Here is a 25,571-nt window from a genome sequence, read left to right as displayed (position 1 = left end):
TAATGTGATCTAACGATGGCCGTACTCGATATTTTAACTATTCCCGATGAACGTCTCAAACGCAAAGCTCGCGTCGTTGAAGACATAGATGCGGTTCAAGGTTTTATAGATGATCTGCTAGAGACCATGTATGACACCGAAGATGGAATAGGGCTGGCGGCGACACAAGTCGGTAGTCAGCACGCCATTTTAGTCATAGACCTGTCAGAAGAAAGAGATCAACCTCAGGTGCTGATTAATCCAGAAATTGTGGCAACACAAGGTGATTATATGGGCGAGGAGGGCTGTCTATCGATCCCTGGCTATCGCGCTAAGGTGGCTCGAAGTGAGAAAGTCACAGTCAAAGCGTTGGATCGTACCGGTAAAGCGTTTGAAATTGAGACTGATACATTCTTAGCTATTGTATTACAGCATGAAATGGATCATCTGCAAGGCATAGTTTTTACCGACCATCTGTCGAAACTTAAGCAGCAAATAGCACTCAAGAAAGTGAAGAAATACGGCTGAGTAAAATAAGTTCCAGCTTAACAATTTTCTCGACTCAGCTGGTTGATACCTCATAGTTTTGCTGCTTCATGGCATGGAGACATTCGGCTTTTGCTGTCTCCATGAGATTTAAGGGCAAGTTAAAGCTGATACATAGACCCCCTCTATATTGGTTTGTGGCATTCACTTCCCCCCCCAGCAGTTTAAGGCTCTGTTTCACTATCGCGAGCCCCAGACCGTATCCCCCCTGACTAGAGTGTCTGGCTTCATCCATTCTGGTAAAGGGGTTGAAAAGGTTATCTAATTCACTTTCTGGGATCCCGGGACCGTCATCTTGTATATCGATAACCAACTTGCCGTCGCAGACATGTGAGTTAATGACTACGTTACAGTGTTCACCTGCATATTTGAGCGCATTTCTCAGTACATTATCGATGGCGCGAATAAGAAAACTGGCGTCAGTCATGATACTCAAGTCACGGCCTAACTCCGTCCAAGTGATGGTCTGACCATCTTTAGCTTCAAACTGGATATCTGACAAGACTCTCGAACGAATATCCTTTAAGGAAACCAAAGCGTAAGTTAACTCCACATAGGCATTATTGAGTCGACTGTAATCTAAGATGCTAGTGATTAGGGACGCCATTTGTTGATTTTCTTGTCCTAAACGTTTTACAAACTTACTCTGCTCAGGACTCGCTTGCTTCGCCAAGAGGTGTAGTGCGAGTTCCTGTCTGGCTAAGGGGGTTCTCAGTTCATGGGACACATCTCTCAATAAACGCTTTTGGTTTTGCATCGACTGCTGTACTTGCTCTGCCATATGGTCGAACTCTGTAGCGAGGTGATAAAACTCCGGCTCGTTAACTGAGAAATGTTGTGCGATTCTAGTGTCTAATCTGCCACTTGCCAGAGCTTGAGTGCCCATTTTTAAATGTTTAAGGGGCGTAATTAAGTAACGGGTTAAAATGGAAGTAAATACCAGTAATACCGATATTCCCACCAGAACACGAATAATCCACAAACTTTGGGTGAGTTTTTGAGCCGGATGGAGTTCGGGTTTTAGTTGCACCACTAACGTTAAGGGACCATTGCTAAAGTGTGCATTAGGCAGTGGGATACCGATTAACGGTTTTCTGACACTGTTACCCATAGGGAGATGGAGTTGACGCATATATTGTAATTTAAAGATGAAATGTGGATGCAATGCTGATTTGGTGATAGAAGTAAGGTCTTTGTCTAGCACATAAACACGAAATTCCTGATTATTTTCCCATCTTGTCAATGATGCCAGCTCCCCCTTGTTGACTAAGTCGGTTGCTTGTAATGCCAAGTCGTTAATTTGCGCCTGAGTGGATTGAGGCAGAGTCAGTAATCGGTTGATCACCACCCTTTCAATCCCTGTAGCGATAAGTAAAATAGCCAATAATGAAAAGGCAAAGTAACTGAATAGCTTAAGTTGCAGGCTTGAAAATAGCCCGGTTTTATTTATGAACATAATACACTTTGACTTTATCTGTGGGAATGAGAATTGTTATCGTCTGATTTTATCTCACAGTAGTGGATTTTCCTAGTACAAGAGCGTAAATAGGTGAGCAATCTCTGCCTAAGGTGGGTTTTCCTTTAATGACTTTCATATTTTTATGCATGAATAATGATAAGAGTAAAAATAGATGAACTTGGTCTTGTTAACACATGAGAGAGAAGTACAGCGTCCAACCAATACTGGATCACTTGCTTTACAAGTATTTCCTCAATGGTGTCGGAGAGTTATTTGGTCGAGGGTAGCGCCGGATCAAGTCTTGATAGAATTAATCCTTAGCCATAGTGCCGCGGTGCTTTTTCCAAAGCCGACGGACTCATGCCACGCTGATGTCAGCTTAGACTTAGGTGAAAAAGATAAGCTGGCGCCTTTGGTGGGTAAATCAGAAGTCTATCTCGATCATGTACCTGATACCCTCATCATCTTAGATGCAACTTGGCAAGAGGCCCGTAAGATGATGAGACAAAGCCCATATCTTAAGGCTGCTGATAAGTTTGCCTTAACTGAGCAGGCAGATTCAGGTTTTACGCTGAGACGTAATCAGATTGAAGGGGGCCTGTGCACCATAGAGTGTATCATCAGCCTACTCGAGTTAAAAAATAAACCTGAAGAGGCTGAGCTATTGACACAAGCTTTCCGTGATTTTCAAGACGGCTGACAGTCTAGATATATCTAATTTTTGCGGCTTAAATCAGGGTGAAGTAAACACAGAAGAAATGGCTTACCGCGCCAGCGAGAACAAATAGGTGCCATATCGCGTGGTTATAGGGAATGCGTTTACCTACATAAAAAATTACCCCAACACTGTAAAATAATCCGCCCAAAATTAATAACTGAAAACCTAGCTCTGTCATCGAATCGATCAGCTCATTCATTACCGTTGCGCATAGCCAGCCCATCAATAAATAAAGGGCAACACTGAGTCTCTTAAAACGACTGATAAACAGGGTTTTAAATATTACCCCACCAAATGCCAGAGACCAGATGGCGATGAGAATAATATTTGCCTTGGTACCATTCAGTGCAATAAGCATCAGAGGAGTATAGGTACCGGCGATTAAAAAGTAGATGGCGCAATGATCGGCAATCTTAAGTCTGTGCTTCCAAATAGGAGAGGAGACTGAGTGATATAAGGTCGAGCAGGAGAAAAGTAAGATGATGCTGGAACAGTAGACAACCAGTCCGAATAATTGAACGCTATCCAGTGTTTGTTGACCCTTCATCAGTGAAAGAATGAGCCCTATAATCCCAGCTACAATCCCCAGACCATGACTTATGCTGTTTGCCATCTCTTCTTTATGGGTATATCCACTGCTATTAACTGAGACTGTCGATGATTGCTGGGCTAATGATTGTTCTAATGCCATAGAAATTTTTCTCATAAATCGTTTCGGTGGAGTCTAACAGCATAACCAGCATAAAACCACACTTGAGCGTACACGTGTAAGCCTGATTTGTTTGTTGGTTAAATTAAAACCTTTATGCTCTTTTGCATTGCTTCCTAACTTATTTCCAAGGGAAAACCAGATGATTGACTGATTATGGCCAGTTTGCTCATCATGAGTAACCTGATTCAGTAGCCATTAGAATGAACTTTATGGCTCATTAGGAATCCTAATTTTATCGTTATAGGGCCTAGATTAAGATTCTGGCAATGAGTTCGTCACTCAATGTAAGTGAAGTGACAATGATAAACCACAGGGATGATGTTATTGAAGGCGTTTCAGATAGAGGAAGTGTTAGTTAATGAAGACAGAGATGAACTGAAGGGACTAAAGGCAAGTACCTGTGCCGCGGATCTGGATATTCAGTTTGATGCTGCTGTCGAGCTTCCAGAGCTTAGCGATCAGCTTAGACCCTTTATCTTATCTGCAAATGAGCATGTTAATCCTGTTACCAACAAGCGCAGAATTTCCTGGTTATTGGTGATAATTCTTGTCATTATTTTTCATCTGGTAATGATGTTTATCTTAGATTTGCTCTGGACCCCAGCTCCTTTGTTATACCCGGAAAGCAAGATCAATGGCACTGAATCTGAGGTTCCTCAATTAAGCGCCTATATGTATTTTCAAGCTCCAGTGATAGCGCAAGAAAAATCAAAACGAGTAAAGAGTGAAGCTCCATCGCCTCAACTCGCAGCAGATGATTTGACACAGGGTGGTTTGCAACAAGTTCAGCCTAAGGAGAACTCAAAGCAGATGATGTCAGCCGTAAGGGACGACAAACCTGTGATAGAAGAGAGATTAGCGCAGAAATCTGTGGTACAGGATCGAGTGGTAAAAGAAATTAAACACCCTCTGGTTAAGCAAGATTTTTCCACGTCAAAGAAAGCGTTATCTGTGAGTAAACCTGCTTATTTTTCTTCCTCGGCCTATAGCAAGAATGACGAGAGCGAGAGGCTTAACATGTCGACGTTCAGTGCCTCAACTCAAGAATACCTTTCTCGTCAAAGAGAGGTGTCACTCAATGAGCTTTCTGTGGAGCAAGCCAATCAATATACCCAAACTAAAACACTCAGTGAGATGGATGGTGAGATGTTCATTCTCGAACTCCCCGAACTTGATATCTGGAGTGATGCTGAGTCCTTGGATAATGAGTTAGATCCTAATCGAATCGTCAAAAAGGGTAATACTTGCTACCGAATCGTGAAAACCCCCAACCCAATTAATCCCCATGCGGAGAATCTAGGTTATCCATTTCGCTGTGATGGTGACTCTGTTGCGGCGGCGTTAATGCGGGCTATAGCAAAAAAGGTGCATAGAAAGATCCATTAAGTCATCGTTATAATGATGAAATAATTTAATGGTAAAATAAATTTTTATACTTTAGTTTTGCGAATTAAATTTATTTTATTTAAATTCAACGGGTTATTTATTTTACTTCTGTGATATTTTTCGATTCCATATCTTTACAAAAGCCTTGTTAACTTTCATGTTTTAAGATTATACTGCTCACATCTTGTCGGAGTGCCTATTGGCTGAGACCGTTTATTCGGGATCCGTTGAACCTGATCAGGTTAAAACCTGCGAAGGAAACAAGCATGATAATGTCCATAAATCGTGTGAATTTCTGTATTCATTGAATCATTATATTTTGATTCAACGCCTGCTAATTTTAGAGTTATCGCCTCAACTTTTGAGACGACGATCTGGAGTCTTAGTATCTGGTTTCAGAATAGATCCGTTTATTGTCATTGTCTGTGACTTCGAGACTTTGTTCTCGTGTCTGCTATTCAACTCTCCAGGCAAGCAACTTCATTTCAATTAAAGTGAGATTGCTTATGTCAAACCGCCGCGAAACCCGAGCTCAAGCTCAAGAGTTCATCGATACCCTAAAGCCGTTACAGCACCCTAATTCTGAGAAAGTTTATTTAACCGGTAGTCGCGAAGATCTTCGTGTCGGTATGCGCCAAATTCTCCTGTCGGATACCATGGTGGGCGGAACAGAAACGGATCCTATTTTGGAGCCCAATGCACCGCTAAAAGTCTATGACTGCGCCGGGCCATATTCAGATCCTGATGCCAATATTAATGTCCGCCGTGGCTTGGATAAATTCAGAAATAACTGGATTGTAGAACGTGATGATACTGAGCAACTTATCGGTGCCAGTTCTGGTTTTACTCAGCAAAGACTCGCAGATGATGGCTTAGATCACCTGAGGTTCGATTCTCTACTTCCTCCAAGAAAGGCGAAACAAGGTCAGTGTGTGACTCAGTTACATTATGCCAGAAAAGGGATTATTACCCCTGAAATGGAATATATCGCCATTCGCGAAAACATGGCACAGTCTGAGATCACCGACGAGGTATTGACCCGCAAGGCTCCTGGCGAAAGTTTCGGCGCTTCGATTTCTGAGCCGATCACCCCCGAGTTTGTCAGAAGCGAAATTGCCAGAGGCCGTGCGATTATTCCGTTGAACATCAACCATCCCGAAGCCGAACCCATGATCATAGGCCGGAATTTCTTGGTTAAGGTCAATGCTAATATCGGCAACTCGGCGGTGACCTCATCTATTGAAGAGGAAGTCGAGAAGCTGGTCTGGTCTACCCGTTGGGGCGCGGATACTGTGATGGATCTGTCTACCGGACGTTATATCCATGAGACCCGCGAGTGGATCATTCGCAACTCTCCGGTGCCTATCGGGACTGTGCCAATCTATCAGGCCTTAGAGAAAGTGAACGGTGTCGCCGAAGATCTGACCTGGGATGTGTTTAAGGATACCTTGATTGAGCAGGCTGAGCAGGGGGTCGATTATTTCACTATTCATGCCGGCGTATTACTGCGCTATGTGCCTATGACGGCAAATCGCCTGACGGGGATCGTCTCACGCGGTGGCTCCATCATGGCAAAATGGTGTTTGTCCCATCATCAGGAAAATTTCCTCTACGAGCACTTCAGAGATATTTGTAAGCTTTGCGCCGCCTATGATGTGTCGTTATCTCTCGGTGACGGCATGCGTCCGGGTTCCATCGCTGATGCGAACGATGAGGCGCAGTTTGCCGAGCTCGAGACCTTAGGCGAACTGGTTAAGATCGCCTGGCAATATGATGTGCAGACGATCATAGAAGGTCCTGGCCACATCCCTATGAACCTTATTAAAGAGAATATGGATAAACAGTTAGCAGTGTGTGATGAAGCGCCTTTCTATACTTTAGGCCCACAAACGACAGATATCGCACCTGGATATGATCACTTTACCTCAGGCATTGGGGCGGCGATGATCGCTTGGTTTGGTTGCTCTATGCTCTGTTATGTGACGCCTAAAGAGCACCTTGGATTGCCGAACAAGGAAGATGTGAAGCAGGGATTAATTGCCTATAAAATTGCGGCTCATGCTGGTGATGTGGCTAAAGGGCACCCGACGGCGCAAATTCGCGACAATGCTTTATCTAAGGCGCGTTTCGAGTTCCGTTGGGAAGATCAATATAACCTGGGATTGGATCCACAAACCGCAAAAGCCTATCACGATGAATCTTTGCCTCAGGAATCGGCTAAGGTGGCGCATTTCTGCTCCATGTGTGGACCTAAATTCTGTTCGATGAAGATCAGCCAAGAGGTGCGTGAATATGCTGCGGCTCAGAAACTTGAAATACAAACCAATGATGAGTTTAAGGCGAGAAGTACTGCCGATTTAAGTTCTGATATGGGTAGAGAGAAGGGGATGGCCATTATGTCTGCTGAGTTTAAGGCTAAGGGCGCAGCCCTATATCATGAAGCCGGTGCAGCTAAACCTGTACTCGATGAGGTTGAGGGATAATCTAATGGCAAATTTAGAGCTGACCTTGTCGGCTTTAAAGCCTGTTGTTTGGTCAATAGCAGGCTCTGACAGTGGCGGCGGTGCAGGTATTCAGGCGGATCTCGCTACCATGAACGATCTCGCTTGTCATGCTTGCACTGTGATCACGACATTAACGGCCCAAAGTTCAGTAGCGGTTAATTTGGTTGAGCCTGTCTCAGATGAGATGCTGCTGGCTCAACTCGATACCTTGCTGCAAGACTTGCCACCCAAAGCGATAAAGATAGGTCTGCTGGCAAATCAGCATCAAATAGATCTCTTGAGTCGCTGGCTTGCCTTGGATCTTCATGACCACATGAAGCGCAATGGTACTGAGGTCGCGGTTATCTTAGATCCCGTTATGATAGCCAGTTGCGGTGACCGATTCGATGGAGATGAAAGTCGGCTCGACTTTACTCCCTTTACAGGCTTGCTCACCTTGATCACCCCAAATGCCTTTGAGCTCGGAGAGCTGGTGGGGCGAACCTTAGATGACATGTCCCAGTATCATCTCGCGGCCAAAGACTTGTCCCAATTGCTCGAGACTAATGTATTGGCTAAAGGAGGGGATAAAGGGCCTGCCTGGCGCGCTAACGCAGCTCAAGATATTTTTGTTTGCACCCGCGTTACCGCTTGCTCTGAAATGCATCAACACCGTAGTTTCTTGCTATCGAGTCAACGTATCCCATCGAACAATAACCATGGCACTGGCTGTACGCTAAGCTCTGCTATTGCCAGCGTAATGGCCTCAGGTTTTGTGCTTCATGATGCTATAGCCGTCGCTAAAGCCTATGTGACTGCCGGAATAAAGCACAGTTACCCTGTAGGTGAGGGCCCTGGTCCCCTATCACGTACTGGATGGCCTAATGATTTGAATGATTTTCCGATTATTTCTAGCTTAGACGATGGGCCTTCACTTCCATCTGGGATCAAGTTTAAGGCAATAGATGAGCGGTTGGGACTCTATCCTGTGGTGTCTCAATTGTCACAGCTAGAAACCTTACTCAGAGCTGGGGCTAAAACGATTCAACTTAGGATAAAGGATGCAGGGGAGCCTCATCTTGAAGATAAAATAGCGCAAGCTATCACTTTAGGCCGGGATTATCAGGCGAAGGTATTTATCAATGATTATTGGGAGTTGGCGCTCAAATATAACGCTTATGGTGTGCACTTAGGGCAGGAAGATCTCTATGATGCCGATCTTAACCGTATCGCTGACGCAAATCTTGCCCTTGGTATTTCGAGCCATAGCTACTTCGAGCTCTTGCTCGCATCACAAATAATGCCTTCCTACATCGCGCTGGGGCATATTTTCCCCACGACCACTAAGGTGATGCCCTCAGCGCCCCAAGGTCTGATGAAACTGCAACACTATGTGAATTTGTTTAAGGGACATTATCCCTTGGTAGCAATTGGTGGCATAGACGCCAGCCGTATTGAGACCGTTAAGCTCACTGGGGTAGATGATGTTGCAGTGGTAAGAGCCGTGACCGAGTCAGAACAGCCAGGCGTCGCCTATCAAGCCTTATCCTCTGCCTGGGAGCAAGCTGATGTCTCTCAGTAATACTGATTTTTTGCGCTACTCTAGGCAAATTTTATTGCCGGATGTCGGTGAAGCGGGTCAGATTAATTTGTTACAGGCTCATGTCGCCATTGTGGGGGTTGGTGGTCTAGGGCATCTGGTCGCACAGTATCTGGCGGCTGCGGGGGTGGGTAACTTGACACTGATAGATCATGACATCATTGAGTTATCAAACTTGCCAAGGCAGCTGCTTTTTAGTGATCAGGATATCGGCGAGTATAAATCAGTGACTGCGGCTCATAAGCTCTTAAATGCGTATGCTGGTAGTAACGTGAAAGCGGTGACCGATAAATTAGTCGAACATAATGGTGTGGAGTTACTGGCACACATGGATCTTGTGTTCGACTGCACCGATGATTTCAGCACTCGTCAATTGATTAATTTAACCAGCCTTCGAGTCAAAGCGCCGTTAATCACGGCTTCGGTGGCCAATTTTAATGGTCAGATTTTCATCGTAGACATGGAGTCATCGCCAGAGTCTGGCTGCTATGCATGCCTGTTTCCTGAAGATTCTCTCGTCAGTGAAACCTGTCAGAGTGTTGGAGTTTTAGGCCCTATGGTTGGAGTGATGGCGTCCATGCAGGCTTTACTTGGGATGAATTTACTCTTGGGGATCTCTGTGCCACATGGGAAATTACTCTGGTTCGATGGCCTTGCTATGCAATGGCGTGAGGCTAATTTGAATCGAGATCTTGAATGTCATATATGTGGTGGACGAGTGGAACCGATCAAAAATAAAATCAAGGCTCAATCCCGGACATCCAATCCAAGCTTGTACTGTGAAGGAGAGGCATAAATGAGTCACAAAATCCCCGAGAATAATATCAGTGAAGCGTCAATCAAGGTCATGCTCAACGATGAGCTGACCGTATTGACGAATGATTTGAGCATACAATCTTTACTCCTGCAGCAAAATATTGCCGCTAATTCTGTTGCAGTCGTATGTAACGGACAAGTATTGCCTAAGTCACGCTGGGAAGGGACCTTGTGTCGCCATGGCGATAAATTTGAAGTATTTGCCCTAGTGGCGGGAGGCTAAGATGTTAAAGATTGCCGATCATCAATTTTCGTCCAGACTGCTTACCGGTACTGGAAAGTTTTCGACACCAAGAACCATGTTAGAAGCGATCGAGTGCTCGGGTTCAGAACTGGTAACCATGGCGATGAAGCGACTCGATCTAAAATCGGGCAGCGATGATATTTTACAACCCTTATTAAGCAGTGGAGTTAAACTCTTGCCTAATACCTCCGGGGCCAGAAATGCCAAGGAAGCGATCTTCGCGGCAGAACTTGCCAGAGAAATCTTGGATACGAGCTGGATAAAACTTGAGATCCACCCCGATCCTAAGTATCTGATGCCAGATCCTATCGAAACCTTAGCAGCGGCTAAGATCCTTTGTGATAAAGGTTTCATCGTTTTGCCCTATGTCCATGCCGATCCGGTACTGTGCCGTCGACTCGAAGAAGTTGGCTGCGCCGCCGTGATGCCATTAGGCAGCCCTATCGGATCCAATCAAGGCTTAGTAACAGAAACTTTTCTTAAAATGATCATCGAACAAGCTAGGGTACCTGTGATTGTGGATGCCGGCATTGGTGCGCCTTCTCAGGCAACACGTGCAATGGAGCTCGGCGCCGATGCTGTACTGGTCAATACTGCCATCGCCAGTAGCCGAGATCCGGTCGCCATGGGCCGCTGTTTCGCCTCTGCGGTACAGACTGGAAGAGAGGCTTATCTTGCTGGCTTAGGTCAGGTGAACTCGGTGGCGAGTGAAACCAGTCCATTGACAGGATTTCTTAATGATTAAATGTGAATCTATCGGAATATGCCCATGAGTTTCCTAACTTATCTTCAGGGGATCTCCCGGGATAAATTAAAATTGGCACTCTATTCGGCTACGAGTGGTGATGTTGAGCGTGCGCTCAATTCGCCCGAAGGGGATCTCAATAGCCTTTTAGCTTTGCTATCACCGGCCGCAGAACCTTATATCGAGCAGATGGCTCAGCAGTCAGTTCGTCTGACAAGACAGAGATTCGGGGCCAATATAGGTATGTTTTTACCCCTATACTTGTCGAATTTATGTGCCAATGAGTGTGATTATTGTGGTTTTAGTATGAGTAATAAGCTGAAACGCAAGACATTAACTGGTCCGGAACTCGATGCTGAGATGGCGGTGATTAAAAAACTGGGTTATGACTCCATCTTGCTCGTATCCGGAGAACATGAAACAAAAGTCGGTATCGACTACTTCAAACAGGTTTTACCTCAGGTAAAGCATCAGTTCAGTTACTTAGCCATGGAAGTTCAGCCATTGGCCGAGGATGAATACAGCGAACTGGTGGGTTTAGGTCTTGATGCCGTCATGATCTATCAAGAGACCTATAACCCCCAGACTTATGCTGAGCATCATATTAGAGGGAAGAAAAAAGATTTTGCCTATCGCTTAGATACGCCCGAACGTGTTGCCAAAGCCGGGGTTGACAAAATCGGGCTAGGGGTACTGTTAGGCCTGGATGATTGGCGCTTGGATGCACTTTTGTTAGGCCATCATCTTGCTTATCTCGAGTCTAAGTACTGGCGTAGCCGTTACAGTGTATCATTACCAAGGTTGAGGCCCTGTACTGGTGGGATAGCCCCTAAAGCTGAGTTGACAGATAAAGGCTTGGTACAACTCATCTGTGCATTTAGATTATTTAATCAGCAGTTGGATATTAGTTTATCCACCCGAGAGGCGCCACAACTCAGAGATAACCTGTTTCCACTGGGTATAACCCACTTAAGCGCGGGCAGCTCGACTCAACCAGGAGGTTATGTTAATCCGGATACTCAGCTAGATCAGTTTGAGATCAGTGATGAGAGAACACCAGCTCAGGTCAGTCATGCGATGAAGCGAAGGGGATTAAATCCTGTGTGGAAAGATTGGGAATCAGCCTGGGTGGCGGGATAGATAACGCTTCGACACGGTTAATCGTGTATAACTTGGGTTTATATAACTTCAAGGCCTATCGTTTCGCTGTACTTTTATCTGGTGCTGATTAATAATTGAACTAACACCAAGTAAATATTGGAGCTAAAGGTATGGAAATTCCTTCAAGTTATGCATCGGGACTGGCTGGCTTACAAAGCGCACAGTCTGGACTGACTCAAGCGACTATCGATGTTGCTAAACCTGCGAATGCTAATCTCGAAACCGATGAAGCAAGGCCTGTTGAAGAAGTGGATCAAACACAAGCCCTTGTCTCTGCGGTAGAGGCTGAGCAGCAAGGTGAAGCTGCCGTCGAAGTGATAGAGGCATCATCAGAGACCTTAGGTACTATTATTAACCTAGAGGTATAGTTGTCATGTTAGGGGTGAGCGCTTCACCTGATATACCAGTTGGCGCGAGAGTCTCGCCGATATCCCTATCGGCGAATTCAGCTGAGACAAGTTCAGTGACTAGCACTAAGTTAAGTGCCCAAGTTGCTACGCCCATTCCCACCATAAACAGTCCTGCGCACCTTAAGTCTACTGATTCAACTTTAGGCTTAGATAAAACGGTGCGTCTCCATTCATCAAATATCGTAGATTTAAGCCGTGGGCCATCAGATTTAGTCTCTGAGATTAATTTTGGCGTAAATTCGACATCTATATCTAATTCAAGTGATAGTAACCTTAGTGGCAATTTATCAGGCTCAAACTCGTCTCAGGTAAGCTTTAGTCTTAATTTAGGCCCATTGTCTGTGGCAGGGTTAGTAAAGGGCACGGGTCATGGGACTGAGGCATTCCCCAGATTTAGCTCACATAATGCTATGAGTGAACCTCAATCGAATATCAGTCCATTCGATCATTCACAAGCCAATAAAGGTCAAGGGCAGGAAGTTAACCAGGAACGACGAAATACCGGTGCTTTCCCGTCTGATGGAGTAGGTGAAGACGAGAAAGAAGCTATTTTTAGACCTTTTGCAGGTGCTGAACAAGTTGCTAACACTGATGAGCCCGATACTAAAAACGAAGAGGCGAAAAGGGAAGCAATTGTATTACTTGAGCAGCAATTACTTCAGGAGCTGTCGAGTCGTGATGCAGAAGTGAAAGCCCATGAACAGGCGCACTCTACAGTCGGTGGGAATTTGGCGCAAAGTCCACAATTTAGCTATGAAAAGGGTAGCGATGGCCGCCGTTATGCGGTTGACGGCGAAGTACAGATAGACATTGCCGTGGTAGTGGGGGATCCCCTTGCGACGGTTAACAAGATGAAAAAGGTCTATGCGGCAGCAATGGCACCCACTAATCCTTCGATGGCCGATATTCGTGTGGCATCCGAGGCACTGAAAAAACTCAATGATGCTAAGGCTCAGCTCATCGATGTGCGTCAGGAGAAACCATTAAATCTAGATGAGATGAAGCCATTAATTAGTGCCGAGAGTGCGATTAGAGGACAGGTCATTCCTGAGCCACATAAACCGCAAGTTTTTGGTGAGATCGATGAAAATGGTGTTATTTCATCGTCCTTGGTCGACTCTCCCTCATCTCTTGACGATGTTTTTACTCTGTCACCTTTGATTGAGCGGATTAACGAGCAGATACCTTCAAGTGCCGATCCGAGTTCTGAAGCTAGTTCAGAGTCGCCCCCCGTTGAGCTGTCGACTGGCACCCTATCTTTTGGAGCTGAACGTGTCGCGAAACATTACGCCACCAATGCTTTTACACAAGATGCTAAGGCTGACTCCTTTTACCAATCAGTATAAATAAGGATAAATCAGTTTCAAACACTAATATCAATCAAAGCATTAACGTGCTGATTCGTCTATCTCATGAGTTTCTTGATGCTTGCTGATTATGATCTTCTCTAACAGCTCTGAAGCCGGCCCTTGAACATCTCGGTTTGGAATAACCAGACTCATCATGACTCTTCTATGGCTATTGCCCTTTAAATTTAACTGGCACAGACGTCCTTGGGAGAGTAAGGGTTCGACCAAGTGTCTTGGTATCCAGCAAAAACCTAGGTTTCTGTTTAAAATGGCTAATGCTTCATGAAAGTTGGATACGGTCCATCTCTGCTCCGCTTTTAACCAGCCAATATCGATATGGGTCGATTGTCCCGTATCTTTTATCACTATTTGCAGGTGCTGGGCCAAGGTTTGATCATCTTGAATATTTGGATTCTGGGCTAATGCATGTTCAGGATGACAAACCAGCAGAAAGTCTAGTTCACACAGTGGCTCTGAGATATAGCCCTTGGGCGGAACACCGCCACATATGGCGATATCGACGGCTTGATCTTTTATTAGATCATGTGTCCCGCTGATCACTGAATCTATGATGGTGATGCGAGTGCCTCGACTCTGTGGCTGAAAAGTCGCCAGAGCATCGACTAACATATCCATGGGGTAGACAATCTCTCTCGCTATCGTCAGTTTAGGTTCCCATCCGTTTTCTAAATTATTGGCGAGCAGCTCAAGTTCAGCCACAGACTGGGTGATGTGCCTAGAACGTCTCAGCAAGACATCACCTTGCTCGGTCAAATAGGCTTTTCGTCCTCTGACTTCAAGTAGTTGGATCCCTAATTGAGATTGAAGTTTAGCAACGGCATGGTTAAGAGACGATTGACTTTTACTTAGGGCCGCAGCAGCCTGAGCATAGCCACCGAAATCGACGACGGCTTGTAGTATTCGCCATTGTTCTAAGGTTGATTTAGCTCTATCCATGTTTAATCCGAGTTAAGGTCTGATATGAATGTTTGAATTAAAAATGGCCTGAATATCAGGCCATTGTCATTACTTTTTAACCGATACCTGTTTGGGCATGTACTTCTTGGTGGCCTTGAGTTCGGTGAAATAAGGTCCCTTATGCAGTTTTTGTGGCCAATTGAGTAACATCATAGCCAAGACATTCCTGTGCTCACCCAGTGCTAAGTCAGGATTTCCCATAGGTGAACGAATAAACTGCACGTCTTTATCGAAGGCATCCACAATATGGGCCTGAGTTTTAGCTACCACAGGGTTGTTAGATAATCCTGCCAGGTGGAAACTTATTCCCACTTCGGCAATGATGTCGTCGGTGGCATCTTCTAATATACGATCGATATTGTCTTCAAAGTAGTCCAAAATCCAGGCAAACTCTTTAGGATCTACATCATGCTGATAGTATTCACTCGCCGCAAAGATGAAGTGGGTGAGACCATATAGCTTGTTACGGTACTGCTTCTTATTGAGCTCGCTATCCTTGTTGTTTGGGTACACGGCAATGAAGGCCTGTTTATACTCATTGACATAGTCTCCAACCTCGAGCTGTTTAGCCCAATAGGCGTAATTGATTAACTGCGCTGCCCAGGACTTAATCATGGCTTGGTCGGTTAGCCCTGTCTTTAAGTCAGCTTTCTTCAGCGCCGAAATTAATTTGTCATTACATGGGCCCGTTAAGCCAAACTCATCGATACGACTCGAGAATCTGAGTAATACATCGGTGTAAAACAGAAACTCCGGGAAGGGCTCTAATGCTTTCTTTCTAGCTTTAGCTCTAGGACCTTTTCCTAGCACTGAAATGGCTTTTTCGGCCTCAGATGTGATAAAGCCAGGTTTATCGAGAGAACAGGCATAGAAGGCTTGGGATTCGGTGACAGCATAGAGGTCGACAAGCGCTGCATTGGCATATTTTTCATCACCCGTCATGCGGTAAAGACGGATCCCATAATGGCCCTGTACGCGAGGGGGCAGCTGATAAAGGTGCTGTTCGAGGTTGTTCTTTATGCCTTGATACACTGCATCGTTTTGAGTCTGGTTTACATCAGTTACTGAACTCGCAGCAGCCAGACTAAATAGGGCAAGTGAAAGTGTACTGATCTTGAGAAGATATTTCTTGGTAAGAAAAGCCATCTTGTATCCTTTTAATGAGAGATAGTGCATCGACAGGGTCACCGACTAATATTTTAAGCTTTTGATTTAATGTTTTAGAATCTTCATTGATCACTAGAGTATTGTACACACTGTGTTGATTTTTACAGTGTTTTGTAGATTGGTAGATGAATTGAGATAGTGATGCTTGCCAAAGCTCCTGGTAGTACAGGGGACCGGTGGTGACGATTGCGTAAAAGTTATATGGATAATCTTCAGAGCGTGCCCATTGTCCAGCGAATGATGCAGTAAACTCATTCTCGAGACTCTTATAGGGTTTAAGGCCCCGTGGGGAATAAAAATCTAACGCGACTTTTGCCCTGAACACTTTCAGCTGTCTGGCAAAGCGGGTGATGGTGCCTTCACGGCTTAGCGCGGTATAAGGTTCGATAATGCCTTCTGCTAGATATAAAGCGAGCCAACGTTCCTCAATATTGCTGGTATCGAGCGTCTCACCCATTGTATTGACCAGATAGTAATGGCTACTGCCAGATAAAGCTGAAAGTGCTGAGGCATATGCCTTTATCAGGTCTTGTTTATCTTTGATATGACTAAGCTCTTGCTTCATTGACAGTTGAACTTGGCCGAACTGACGGCCTAAAACTGGCGATCTTAATAGATGTACCTTGCTTCGCTTGGCAGTTTCTTTAAATATGTCCCCTAATAGCCTACCTGAATACCAGACTCTATCGATATTTCCAGAGACAGTTTCAAAACTAAAACCTAAGGTTTTGGCTCTTTCCTGTATCTTATCTACTAGCTTTTCTCCAGCTACTTTTGTGGTGGGCATGGGTTTAGATAGAGCCAGATGATGACCCAAATTCCAGGGTGGAGTGGGGGCAACCTCTGTTTGCGTGTCTAAAAATGCTTTTACTAACTCAGGGGTAGATAGAAACTGCTTAGCCAGAGAGAAACTGGCATAGTCAGGAAACCCTTTTTCTTGTGCATGTAGGGTTTTTAGCTGCAAGATCCGCTCGAGAGGCGGTCGGTTCTTATACTTTGCACGCCCTTGGTAGGCTTGCCAAACACGTTTTTGACAGACTGGATCGCCTTGTTTTATTAAGTAAGCTGCAATACTGAGATTAAAAGCATTACTAGATTTGGGAGCTGTTGAGAGCTTTTTCTCACTGTCACCTTCGAGTTTATTTACGCCATTTTTATTACTTGAGTCTGAGTGTAATTGACAATCTTTCTCAGAAAATTCTAATGTCAGTTGCTGGGTTCTTAACCCTTGCTTTATACTGGCTTGAGCCGTGTACAGCTGGGACTTTTGGGCTAAAGAAAGATGATTGTCCTCGAGAGCATTGAGTCTGGTCAGGAGCTGAGAGAGTTCTTTGTCGTTGTCGTCATCTGCTAACTGACGGGTTAGTTGTGTCAACCAAGGCGAATCCAGTATCTCTGCCATCATATCTGCCATGTGCAACTGACATTGCAACAGACTTTCCTGATAGTGGGGAGGTAGAGGGTAGCTCCGGTAATATTGCAACCTATCTTTGATATTAAATAGGCTTTGTAGGGAGGCTTCAAAGTCGTGACTCTGCTCGATAAGCAGGTTATCGGTTTGGGGACTTTCACCTGAATTGATGTGTGATGCTCGTGAGCCAATTACAAGGGCATTGCCTGGTGACTGCAGTTGCAAGCATTGCTCTACGAGTAAAGGCAGAGGAGATACGGCGGCATTGACCGCCGTAATGATTAATAGATTAGAGCTGAGCGCTATGACAAAAATGCTTTTTAGCATATTCAACACGTTCATCCACCGTCATATTATGATTGCCCAGTTTGTCCACATTATCCAGATAGGGCAAAATCCCTCGGTTATTGGCTATTTGTATGGCGAGCCCTGGGCGCGCATTGAGCTCAAGTAGTAATGGCCCTTGTACTCTATCAAGCACCATGTCTGTGCCTAAATAGCCCATCTCACTCATCTCATAAGCTTTAGAAGCCGTATGAAGTAAGAAGTCCCAGTGAGGCACCTCAATATCAGTGAGCTTCTTATTGGTGTCAGGATGAAAATTTATGGGTTCATCGAACTGCACAGCATGCAACCCCTTACCTGTGCCGATATCGACGCCAACGCCTACGGCGCCCTGATGCAAGTTAGCCTTACCATCGGACGCGGCTGTCGACAGACGTAACATGCCCATGACGGGGAAGCCTTTATAAACAATGAGGCGAATGTCCGGCACGCCTTCATAGGAGTATCCATCGAAAACCGGATCGAATTGGATAAGCCCCTCAACGATAGCCACATCGGGATTGCCGCCCAAAGAAAACAAGCCACTGAGTACGTTCGATACATGGCGATAGACGTCAGAAGGTGTGACCTCTTGGCCGTTAGGTTTATAGTAACGACCCGCTTCCACCTTAGTGATGACTAAGATCCCTTTACCACCAGAGCCTTTAGATGGCTTGATAACGAAACCATCTTCTGAGGCGACCATGGCCGGGATAGATTCGATTTCATGTTGCTCCCGTACGACCCCAATAAGGGAAGGGACGGCGATGTTGTTTGCTAATGCCAGTTGTTTGGTCGTTAATTTATCATCGACTCGCTTGTAGAATTTACGTGGATTACAACGACCAATATAGTCGATGTTACGCTTATTCATGCAAAGGACACCCTTGCTGCGTAGAGCCGATGGCTTGGCAAATGAGAACTTCATGTTTATTCTCCAGCCAATGGTTTAAAGCGTCTAAGTTCGAGTAAACGGTAGCCGGTATATTGACCCATGAGTAGTACGATAGCCAAGATAACTAAATGAATTCCCAAGAAGTTAAATACCCAGTGCTGTATCCAAGGCGCACTCATTGCCAAATAAGCTAGCGTGGCGACAAACAGGCTACCACCGCCTTGTAAAACAACTTCTTTAGGTCCTTCCTCTTCCCAAAGAATAGACATTCTTTCTATGGTCCAGGCAAGAATGATCATAGGGAAGAAGGTGATGGTTAATCCCTCACTGAGGCCAAATTTATATGACAGCAAGGTAAACAGGCCTATGATACCGATAACGACGATGATCACCGCCGATATCCTGGAGATAAGCAGAAGGTTTAACTGTGAAAGATAGGAGCGGATCATCAAGCCGCAAGCAACGATTAGAATAAAGCCAACTAGACCGGTTAACAGTGTTGTTTGAATGAATGCCAGTGCAATCAATACAGGCATAAACGTCCCGGAAGTCTTAAGACCCACGATGACGCGAAGAAACACTACCATTAACACGCCAATAGGGATCAACAAGATACCCTTAAACAGGCTCTGTTCTTCGAGAGGTAGTTGATACAAGGAAAAATCAAGTGTGCCTTGGTTGTTCATCACATCCAATGAGGTGGCTAGGGCCGAGCGGGTATCCTGAAGCATTGAAAAGTTGACTTGAGAATTGATGCCACCGATCACATCGAGAGTCGATTTACCCGATCTATCCCACAAAAGCAGATTGTCAGGGCGGCCTTGGGTGCCATCGTTAGGATTGAAGAGGTGCCACTCACCATCATTATAGACTTCTACAAAGTTGGTTAGCTGTTGTCTGCGTCGTTGATCTTCAAGGTATAAGGCGCTGACTTCTTGAGCGGGTATCCCTTTGCTATTGAGCATACGCACAAAAAGCTTACTAGGGGAGTTGCTACTTAAGAGCAATTCGATATTCTGGCTTCGCTCACTAGCATTGAAGGCCTTATTAAGCTGATTAGCGAAAGAGAGATTCGTTGCACTCTTGGCCCAGACCTCTTCGATGGCTTGTTCTGCTGCTAACTTCTCTGTTGCTGGCCAGATATAAGTATCGGTAACCTCTGGGATGCCCTGCGCTTTAATCGTGGTGCTCCCTGTGGGGATCAGGGTGACTTTATAATAAAGATCTTGCTGGCCATTAGCCGAGCGAATCGACCAGATTGCACGTCTGTTTTGCGGCTCATCAGTGATAGATAATCCAAAGCCCGGTGAGCTGGCATTCTCAACTAAAATTTCAAATGCTGGATCGTTTGGCAGTGAGAATGAGACTTCTGCTGGTTCGCCGGTACCTTGGAATCGGACTTTTGCCTCGACGCCCCAGCTTTGGACTTGTTTACCGGGCAAGAAAGGAACATTGTGCTCTATACCACGAAAAACACTGGTTGCTATGCCTGAAATGAATAACAGGGCTACCAGTATGTAAAAGGGTTTCTTAGAATGCATTAACTCTATTCCTATTTATTGATGGCTGCGGGAGCCTGTTTTTTTCCATGGATAAATGTTTGTCCCACATCGACTATGGCAATATCTTGCATGAATTTACGTCCTAGCAAGAGAGGGAAATCGAGATGACTACGATCGACTAAATTAAGATCCGTCTCGGCCTTGTATTTTCCAATTTGTAAATGTGCATGGATCACCGGGCGGCGGTCACTTTTTTCATCGGCTTCTTGCTTGATACGGACAAAACGTTCAACTCTCGATTCGAAGGTTTCTGCTGGGGCATCGCTGCCTTGAGTAAATACATCAAAACGTACCCATTGCTTACCATCACGTTCAAATAAAATGATGTTTCTAGCATCGAGAGAAGAAGATTCGGCTCCAGTGTCGATACGGGTCTTAAAGCTCGCTTTAATTTCATCGATATAGACATTTTCTGTCGCGCCCAATATGAACTTGCCACCTAAGGGGGAGGGAGGACATTCCAGCGCAACAGGGACAACCGTCTCTTTGGGATCAATTTTAATTTGAGCTATCTGAGTCTCTAGAGCTTTCAATTGTGTAGATAACACGGTATTGCTTGCAGCTTGCTTCTGAGTATTTTCATCTATGACAGCAACGAGATCGGCTTGTTGTTTCGCTAAGCTGATTTCTAATGCTGCAGCATCAATCGGTTGTGGTAATTTTTCGGTTTGATTTGTAGACGCGCAACCTGCCAAGGTCGTAATTGCAGCGATACAGAATATCTGCTTTAACATAGTGCTTCCCATTACTATTGTGTTTAGTCCGGTGGATCGTTTCAAGCTTTTACCTTTGAACTTATATAGGCCTAGATAAACTTAAATTAAATCTTTATTAGGCTGGTTTTTTGTGGCGATAAACGTAGCACGCTTAGGCGCTGGGTAACCTTCTATCGTCAAGTCGATATTCGTTGGATCCAGATAGTCCACTAAGGACTCATTGGGCATCCAATCGGTACTTCTTTGTTCGGCTAATGAAGTGACATCGATGTCGACACATCTTACATTGATAAAGTCGGCTTTCTTAAGCCAAGCTTCCAATGCAGCCGCTGAAGGAAGAAACCATACATTATTCATCTTGCCATATCTATCTTGAGGCACCAGAACGGTGTTTTCATCACCATCGATAACCAATGTCTCTAAAATGAGTTCACCACCTGTTCTCAATTGGTCCCTAAGTTGAAACAAATGATCCATTGGTGATCTGCGGTGGTAGAGAACGCCCATAGAAAAGACGGTATCGAAGGCGTCTAAGGGAGGCAGTTCCTCTATGCCTAAGGGCAACAAATGGATAGGGTGATGTTCACCTGCCAATCTTTTTATTGCTTCAAATTGGCATAAGAAAAGTGTGGCAGGATCGATACCTACGACATGCTTAGCACCTTCTCCTAGCATGCGCCACATATGATACCCACTGCCACAGCCCACATCGAGTATCGTTCTATTGTTTAAAGGCGATAGGTGAGGTAGCACGCGTTCCCATTTCCAGTCAGAGCGCCATTCGGTATCTATTTCTATGCCATGGACAGAGAAGGGGCCTTTACGCCAAGGTTGAAAAATACGTAATAAGTTTTCGAGTTTATCTTGCTCACCCGAACTCAGTTGGCTACCGGAGCCAATCGTGACACTTTCCTTTAGATCTAAGTTGTCCGGCTCAGGATAGTGCAGTTTATTCAGGACCTTTTCCCATTTAGGTAAGGTGCCGTGTTTATGCTCTCTTTGCCATTGACCCAGTATTGCTGGCAATGTTTCTAGCCAATGCTGCAGGCTTGAATCTGCAATCTGTTTATAAAAGGAGCTGAAACTAATCACTTGCTTATCACCTTGTGAAGCTATGAAGTGGAAATTATAAACGAAATCTATCGTTATACTTAGGTTCTAAGACTTAATGGCGACCATAGAGGCGAAATTGAAGCATTGAAACCATATATTAAAATGTTTGAAACCCTGTTTTCTCAGTCGTTGTTCGTGTTGTGACAAGCTATCTGGCTTCATCACATTTTCCAGAGAACTGCGTTTTTGACTTATTTCCAGTTCGCTGTACCCATTAGCCCGCTTAAAGTCCAGGTGAAGGTCATATAAGAGTGTCTGTATCGCCTCATCTTCAAAATTTAATTTCTCTGAAAGGATCAGGATGCCACCCGGGTTGAGTCCTCGATAGATTTTGCTCAATAGCTCGTCTCTGTCTGACGGGGCTAGAAACTGCATAGTGAAATTAAGGACCACCATGGATGCATTTTTAATTTTGATATCTCTGATGTCACCACAGACTAAGTCGACAGGTGTACCACTCACATAAGCTGTCAAATTCTCACGGCAACGTTCAATCATGGACTGGCTGTTGTCGACTGCGATGATCTGACAATTACGGTTATCGATCTGGCGCCTGATACTCAAAGTTGCAGCACCAAGGGAGCAGCCTAAGTCATAGATATTGCTATCGGGAGTGGCAAACCTTTGGGCGAAAGCACCTAAAGTGTTAATAATCTGGCCATACCCGGGCACAGAACGCTTTATCATGTCATTAAACACGCCCGCCACTTTTTCATCAAACTGAAAGTCGCTTACGTTTTCGCATGCCTGCGCATAGATATTATCTTGAGATGAAGTCATTAGCTTTTAATGTGTAAATTCAACGTTTCATTCTATCGAAATAACTGTATATGCAGCAAGCCTAGTACTGGATATTTCTCGTAAAGTTTTGTCTAATAGCGAATATATAACAAGATTTTTACACATGTTTAGCTTTTTGGATATGATACTTGAAATATTTTACCTTAGTTATTGTCGTTTGCTCTCTCATTTTTTCTTCGGCTTCCCTTTGGGCGAATGAAGCTGAACCGCTTATTTTAGTGATGGGTGAAGACAGTTATCCATATCAATTTGTCGATGAGCAAGGCGAACCTAGTGGTGTATTGGTGGATATGTGGAGAGAATGGTCCAAGCAAACGGCAAGGCCCGTCATGTTTGTTTCTCGTCATTGGACCGACGCATTAGCACAATTATCTGTTGGTGATGCAGATCTGCATATTGGTATGGCGGTGACACAGAGTCGCCGCGAGAGGTTTGCCTTCGCACAACCCCTTAGTCATGTCGGCACTTACCTTTATCTTCACCGAGATTTGCCCCAGAGACTCACTTTTGAGGCGTTAGCGCCCTATCAAATCGGTATCGTCTCGGGATCATCACATGAGGCTGAACTGCTGAAGCTGAGCCCGAAGATGAGATTTAAGCACTATAAAAACCGACATGAACTGCTTGAAGGAGTGTTACAGGGGGAGATAAAGGTCTTCGCGGGAATGCAGGGCTATCTGAGAAATAAAAAGATAAACAAACAGGTCATCAGTTTATTTCCACTCTCTAATCGAATATTAATTAAACAGGTTTCTCTAAGGCCTGCTGTGAATAAGTCTAATGTTGCGTTATTGCGGCAAGTTAACGCAGGATTTGCGGCTATCGATAAAGGACGCTTCGATGAAATCGAAGAACATTGGATTGGCATAAAGCGTCAGAAAAATGGGTTAACCATTGCAACCACGACAAATCTAGAGCCATTCATTTCCCTTGGAGGAGATGATATGCCTCATGGACTCTATGTGGACATCTGGAGTCTCTGGTCTGAGAAAACCGGGATACCTATTTCCTTTGTCACATCTGAGATTAATCAATCTCTAGATCAGGTTAAGTCAGGTAAGGCCGATGTGCATATTGGCTACCCCGAGAGTGATAAGTTTAAAACAGGGTTATTGAGAAGTCAGCTCCTCTATCAAGTGAAAAGCAGGTTGCACAGTTATGGAAAGCCCATTGACTCACTGCAGAGCCTCCAAGGAACTAGAGTTGGTGCAGTACCAACGGCCCCTTATCTTGCTGAACTTAAGCTGGCGCTGCCCGATGTCGAACTCAAACTTTATGACTCGGTGACGGCCATGATCCAAGCGGCGAAAGAAGGCCACATCACCAGTTTTGTTGCCTCTTCCTCTTGGACGCATCATTACTTAGTACTACAGGATGCATGGTCAGAGTTTTATCCGTTTCCTGAGCTAGAATTTGTCACCGACATCTATGTGTTAACCAGTCCGCAAAATTTAGGCTTATCGAATAGATTAAAGACAGGTTTTGAATTAATTGAAACCCAAGAATTGGCCGAAATTGAACGAAAGTGGATCTTAAATCATCAAGATCGCATCTTTGAATCTCGTCTTGAGAAGATGCTCTTATCCAGTGAGCAGCTAGATTATCTAAAAGAATTAAAGTCTATAAGAGTGGGTTATCTTAAAGACTGGAAGCCGATGGAATTTTCCAGTGAGGATGGCATTTTTTCCGGGATCAACCGAGATGTTGTCGATGTGATAACTGGGCAACTCGGAGTCAATGTTGAACCTGTAGTATTTAATGAGTGGCAATCTCTTATTGATGCGCTCATTGAAGGAGAGGTCGATATTGCAGGAAGTGTTGCAGAAGATGCCGATAGAAAAAAGACCTTATTATTTAGCGATCCCTACTGGCCTTCTCCATGGTCACTGGCGACCCCCATTGAAAGAGAGGCTATTTTTAATGTACAGCAACTTGCGGGGCAAAGGTTAGCCATAGTTGAAGGATATCAACTCGTTAATCAATTAATGGGGGCAGATTATGGCATTGAACTCGTGTTGGTCACTGATCTTAATAGCGGCTTGAATGCGGTGAAGGAAGGCAAGGCCGATGCATTTGTCGATAAGGCGATTAATTTGGCTTCAACACTTAAGCATGGCGACTATGCTCAGTTAAAAATGTCTGTGTTAGCCGATTTCTCTGAGCAACACAGTCACTTTGGTGTGCATCCATCCCTCGCAAAATTTATACCGTTAATGAACTTAGCCATTAAGACCTTAGATCAAACTAAACGCCAAGCTATCTATCAGAATTGGATTCAACCTGTGGCTATTGCTCCTCGTGAGTCTGATACTGTTAAATGGTGTTTGAGCATCATTCTTTTCTTGTTGCTATTGGTTGCAAGCCTGTTCGTGTTTAGATTATTACTCGCAAAAGAGCGGGTAAAAAGAAGCCAGCTTGAGAGTCAGTTGAGTAAGTTAACCAATTATGACCCTATGACAGGTCTTGCTAATCGCTGTCTGTTAGATGACAGACTGAAGCAGGCTGTCTTGTTACATAGCCGAGAGCAGGCTAGCTTCGGCGTCCTTTTTATCGATATTGGAGAGCTGAAACCTGTTAATAAAGAGATGGGTCACAATGTGGGTGATAAGCTACTTAAACTTGTGGCAGAGGAGATGAGTGGGTGCATTCGTCGCTCTGATACCTTAGCGCGATTTGGCAGTAATGAATTTGTGGTGATATTGAATAAAACCAAAGATCTCGATCTGGTTTGTCAGGTTGCTGACACTATTATCATTAATTTAGCAAAATCTTTTGATTGCGAGGACACAAAATTGAACGTTAGGGTAAGCATTGGCATTGCAATGTTTCCTGCAGACGGTGACAATGTGGTGGAATTACTCAAGTCTGCCGATAAATTAATGTATCGAGCGAAACAAAGTGGTGGCAATTGCTATAAATCATCATGATAATGATTTTCACTCGAGATGAAATCACAAGATTTCAGCAGAATATGATTGATCCTTAGCCGACTAGAG

The 25,571-nt window shown here is 44.6% G+C and carries 22 protein-coding genes and 1 riboswitch; of the genes, 12 read left to right on the top strand and 10 right to left on the bottom strand.

The features are described from left to right. Positions 1 to 15 precede the first annotated feature (15 nt). Positions 16 to 507: a peptide deformylase gene (gene def, locus sps_RS05870; protein ID WP_077751690.1), complete on the top strand. Its 492-nt coding sequence runs from the start codon at positions 16 to 18 to the stop codon at positions 505 to 507. Between the two features lie 34 nt (positions 508 to 541). Here the strand turns inward: def and sps_RS05865 are convergent, their stop codons facing one another. Further along, complete coding sequence (locus tag sps_RS05865) at positions 542 to 1,981, bottom strand: HAMP domain-containing sensor histidine kinase (protein WP_077751689.1); 1,440 nt, start codon at positions 1,979 to 1,981, stop codon at positions 542 to 544. A 175-nt stretch (positions 1,982 to 2,156) separates the two neighbouring features. On the opposite strand from sps_RS05865, the gene sps_RS05860 reads away from it, so the two are divergent. Continuing rightward, positions 2,157 to 2,684 (top strand): DTW domain-containing protein, encoded by a 528-nt coding sequence (locus sps_RS05860; protein WP_077751687.1) that lies wholly within the window; start codon positions 2,157 to 2,159, stop codon positions 2,682 to 2,684. 28 nt (positions 2,685 to 2,712) lie between these two features. Here sps_RS05860 and trhA read toward each other — a convergent pair whose 3' ends face one another. Then, entirely contained in the window at positions 2,713 to 3,393 is a 681-nt protein-coding gene (trhA, locus tag sps_RS05855; RefSeq protein WP_077751686.1) for a PAQR family membrane homeostasis protein TrhA, read from the bottom strand. Between the two features lie 345 nt (positions 3,394 to 3,738). Here trhA and sps_RS05850 point away from each other — a divergent pair, with 345 nt between their 5' ends. The 9 genes from sps_RS05850 to sps_RS05810 all read left to right on the top strand — a co-directional run bounded on the left by sps_RS05850 (position 3,739) and on the right by sps_RS05810 (position 13,605). Beyond that, complete coding sequence (locus tag sps_RS05850) at positions 3,739 to 4,800, top strand: hypothetical protein (protein ID WP_149027222.1); 1,062 nt, start codon at positions 3,739 to 3,741, stop codon at positions 4,798 to 4,800. Positions 4,801 to 4,978: 178 nt separating this feature from the next. Then, a riboswitch (TPP riboswitch) is annotated at positions 4,979 to 5,077 on the top strand. A gap of 229 nt (positions 5,078 to 5,306) precedes the next feature. Beyond that, positions 5,307 to 7,283 carry a phosphomethylpyrimidine synthase ThiC gene (gene thiC, locus sps_RS05845; protein WP_237158001.1) on the top strand — a complete coding sequence of 659 codons (1,977 nt, stop codon included), beginning with the start codon at positions 5,307 to 5,309 and terminating at the stop codon, positions 7,281 to 7,283. Between the two features lie 4 nt (positions 7,284 to 7,287). Then, positions 7,288 to 8,865, top strand: coding sequence for a thiamine phosphate synthase (gene thiE, locus sps_RS05840; RefSeq protein ID WP_077751682.1), 1,578 nt, complete (start codon positions 7,288 to 7,290; stop codon positions 8,863 to 8,865). After that, a complete protein-coding gene (locus sps_RS05835; RefSeq protein ID WP_077751681.1) occupies positions 8,852 to 9,679 on the top strand; it encodes a HesA/MoeB/ThiF family protein in 828 nt (275 codons plus the stop codon). The genes thiE and sps_RS05835 overlap by 14 nt, the downstream gene beginning before the upstream one ends. Beyond that, the gene (thiS, locus tag sps_RS05830) at positions 9,680 to 9,922 is read left to right on the top strand and encodes a sulfur carrier protein ThiS (RefSeq protein ID WP_077751680.1); all 243 of its coding nucleotides are present in this window, start codon (positions 9,680 to 9,682) and stop codon (positions 9,920 to 9,922) included. It abuts the gene before it with no gap. A 1-nt stretch (position 9,923) separates the two neighbouring features. Next, on the top strand, positions 9,924 to 10,688 hold the full coding sequence (locus tag sps_RS05825; RefSeq protein ID WP_077751679.1) for a thiazole synthase: 765 nt from the start codon (positions 9,924 to 9,926) through the stop codon (positions 10,686 to 10,688). A 24-nt stretch (positions 10,689 to 10,712) separates the two neighbouring features. After that, a complete protein-coding gene (gene thiH / locus sps_RS05820) occupies positions 10,713 to 11,828 on the top strand; it encodes a 2-iminoacetate synthase ThiH (RefSeq protein WP_077751678.1) in 1,116 nt (371 codons plus the stop codon). A gap of 131 nt (positions 11,829 to 11,959) precedes the next feature. Beyond that, positions 11,960 to 12,217 (top strand): chemotaxis protein, encoded by a 258-nt coding sequence (locus sps_RS05815; RefSeq protein WP_077751676.1) that lies wholly within the window; start codon positions 11,960 to 11,962, stop codon positions 12,215 to 12,217. A gap of 5 nt (positions 12,218 to 12,222) precedes the next feature. After that, on the top strand, positions 12,223 to 13,605 hold the full coding sequence (locus tag sps_RS05810; RefSeq protein WP_077751675.1) for a putative metalloprotease CJM1_0395 family protein: 1,383 nt from the start codon (positions 12,223 to 12,225) through the stop codon (positions 13,603 to 13,605). Between the two features lie 42 nt (positions 13,606 to 13,647). Here the strand turns inward: sps_RS05810 and sps_RS05805 are convergent, their stop codons facing one another. The 8 genes from sps_RS05805 to cmoA form a co-directional block, all read right to left on the bottom strand. Next, positions 13,648 to 14,565, bottom strand: a complete 918-nt coding sequence (locus sps_RS05805; protein ID WP_077751673.1) for a LysR family transcriptional regulator — start codon at positions 14,563 to 14,565, stop codon at positions 13,648 to 13,650. Positions 14,566 to 14,634: 69 nt separating this feature from the next. Continuing rightward, entirely contained in the window at positions 14,635 to 15,732 is a 1,098-nt protein-coding gene (locus tag sps_RS05800) for a DUF3541 domain-containing protein (protein WP_077751671.1), read from the bottom strand. Continuing rightward, complete coding sequence (locus sps_RS05795; RefSeq protein WP_077751670.1) at positions 15,671 to 17,491, bottom strand: M2 family metallopeptidase; 1,821 nt, start codon at positions 17,489 to 17,491, stop codon at positions 15,671 to 15,673. The genes sps_RS05800 and sps_RS05795 overlap by 62 nt, the downstream gene beginning before the upstream one ends. Then, positions 17,454 to 18,416, bottom strand: coding sequence for an alpha-L-glutamate ligase-like protein (locus sps_RS05790; protein WP_077751668.1), 963 nt, complete (start codon positions 18,414 to 18,416; stop codon positions 17,454 to 17,456). The genes sps_RS05795 and sps_RS05790 overlap by 38 nt, the downstream gene beginning before the upstream one ends. A gap of 2 nt (positions 18,417 to 18,418) precedes the next feature. Continuing rightward, a complete protein-coding gene (locus sps_RS05785; protein ID WP_077751667.1) occupies positions 18,419 to 19,924 on the bottom strand; it encodes a UUP1 family membrane protein in 1,506 nt (501 codons plus the stop codon). Between the two features lie 11 nt (positions 19,925 to 19,935). Beyond that, complete coding sequence (locus sps_RS05780) at positions 19,936 to 20,679, bottom strand: ATP-dependent zinc protease family protein (RefSeq protein ID WP_077751665.1); 744 nt, start codon at positions 20,677 to 20,679, stop codon at positions 19,936 to 19,938. 81 nt (positions 20,680 to 20,760) lie between these two features. Continuing rightward, entirely contained in the window at positions 20,761 to 21,753 is a 993-nt protein-coding gene (gene cmoB / locus sps_RS05775) for a tRNA 5-methoxyuridine(34)/uridine 5-oxyacetic acid(34) synthase CmoB (RefSeq protein WP_077751664.1), read from the bottom strand. A gap of 66 nt (positions 21,754 to 21,819) precedes the next feature. After that, positions 21,820 to 22,554 carry a carboxy-S-adenosyl-L-methionine synthase CmoA gene (gene cmoA / locus sps_RS05770; protein ID WP_077751662.1) on the bottom strand — a complete coding sequence of 245 codons (735 nt, stop codon included), beginning with the start codon at positions 22,552 to 22,554 and terminating at the stop codon, positions 21,820 to 21,822. 149 nt (positions 22,555 to 22,703) lie between these two features. On the opposite strand from cmoA, the gene sps_RS05765 reads away from it, so the two are divergent. Continuing rightward, positions 22,704 to 25,502, top strand: a complete 2,799-nt coding sequence (locus tag sps_RS05765) for a transporter substrate-binding domain-containing protein (RefSeq protein ID WP_237158000.1) — start codon at positions 22,704 to 22,706, stop codon at positions 25,500 to 25,502. Positions 25,503 to 25,571: the final 69 nt, after the last annotated feature.

This window comes from Shewanella psychrophila (assembly GCF_002005305.1).
Taxonomy (GTDB): Bacteria; Pseudomonadota; Gammaproteobacteria; order Enterobacterales; family Shewanellaceae; genus Shewanella; species Shewanella psychrophila.
Note: the sequence above shows the minus strand (reverse complement) of the source record. Positions and strands in the feature narration are given on the sequence as shown.

Excerpts from the sequence above, each read along its gene's own strand:
- def (WP_077751690.1), top strand. The coding sequence starts at position 16 with ATGGCCGTACTCGATATTTTAACTATTCCCGATGAACGTCTCAAACGC.
- sps_RS05865 (WP_077751689.1), bottom strand. The coding sequence starts at position 1,981 with ATGTTCATAAATAAAACCGGGCTATTTTCAAGCCTGCAACTTAAGCTA.
- sps_RS05860 (WP_077751687.1), top strand. The coding sequence starts at position 2,157 with ATGAACTTGGTCTTGTTAACACATGAGAGAGAAGTACAGCGTCCAACC.
- trhA (WP_077751686.1), bottom strand. The coding sequence starts at position 3,393 with ATGGCATTAGAACAATCATTAGCCCAGCAATCATCGACAGTCTCAGTT.
- thiC (WP_237158001.1), top strand. The coding sequence starts at position 5,307 with ATGTCAAACCGCCGCGAAACCCGAGCTCAAGCTCAAGAGTTCATCGAT.
- thiE (WP_077751682.1), top strand. The coding sequence starts at position 7,288 with ATGGCAAATTTAGAGCTGACCTTGTCGGCTTTAAAGCCTGTTGTTTGG.
- sps_RS05835 (WP_077751681.1), top strand. The coding sequence starts at position 8,852 with ATGTCTCTCAGTAATACTGATTTTTTGCGCTACTCTAGGCAAATTTTA.
- thiS (WP_077751680.1), top strand. The coding sequence starts at position 9,680 with ATGAGTCACAAAATCCCCGAGAATAATATCAGTGAAGCGTCAATCAAG.
- sps_RS05825 (WP_077751679.1), top strand. The coding sequence starts at position 9,924 with ATGTTAAAGATTGCCGATCATCAATTTTCGTCCAGACTGCTTACCGGT.
- thiH (WP_077751678.1), top strand. The coding sequence starts at position 10,713 with ATGAGTTTCCTAACTTATCTTCAGGGGATCTCCCGGGATAAATTAAAA.
- sps_RS05815 (WP_077751676.1), top strand. The coding sequence starts at position 11,960 with ATGGAAATTCCTTCAAGTTATGCATCGGGACTGGCTGGCTTACAAAGC.
- sps_RS05810 (WP_077751675.1), top strand. The coding sequence starts at position 12,223 with ATGTTAGGGGTGAGCGCTTCACCTGATATACCAGTTGGCGCGAGAGTC.
- sps_RS05805 (WP_077751673.1), bottom strand. The coding sequence starts at position 14,565 with ATGGATAGAGCTAAATCAACCTTAGAACAATGGCGAATACTACAAGCC.
- sps_RS05800 (WP_077751671.1), bottom strand. The coding sequence starts at position 15,732 with ATGGCTTTTCTTACCAAGAAATATCTTCTCAAGATCAGTACACTTTCA.
- sps_RS05795 (WP_077751670.1), bottom strand. The coding sequence starts at position 17,491 with ATGCTAAAAAGCATTTTTGTCATAGCGCTCAGCTCTAATCTATTAATC.
- sps_RS05790 (WP_077751668.1), bottom strand. The coding sequence starts at position 18,416 with ATGAAGTTCTCATTTGCCAAGCCATCGGCTCTACGCAGCAAGGGTGTC.
- sps_RS05785 (WP_077751667.1), bottom strand. The coding sequence starts at position 19,924 with ATGCATTCTAAGAAACCCTTTTACATACTGGTAGCCCTGTTATTCATT.
- sps_RS05780 (WP_077751665.1), bottom strand. The coding sequence starts at position 20,679 with ATGTTAAAGCAGATATTCTGTATCGCTGCAATTACGACCTTGGCAGGT.
- cmoA (WP_077751662.1), bottom strand. The coding sequence starts at position 22,554 with ATGACTTCATCTCAAGATAATATCTATGCGCAGGCATGCGAAAACGTA.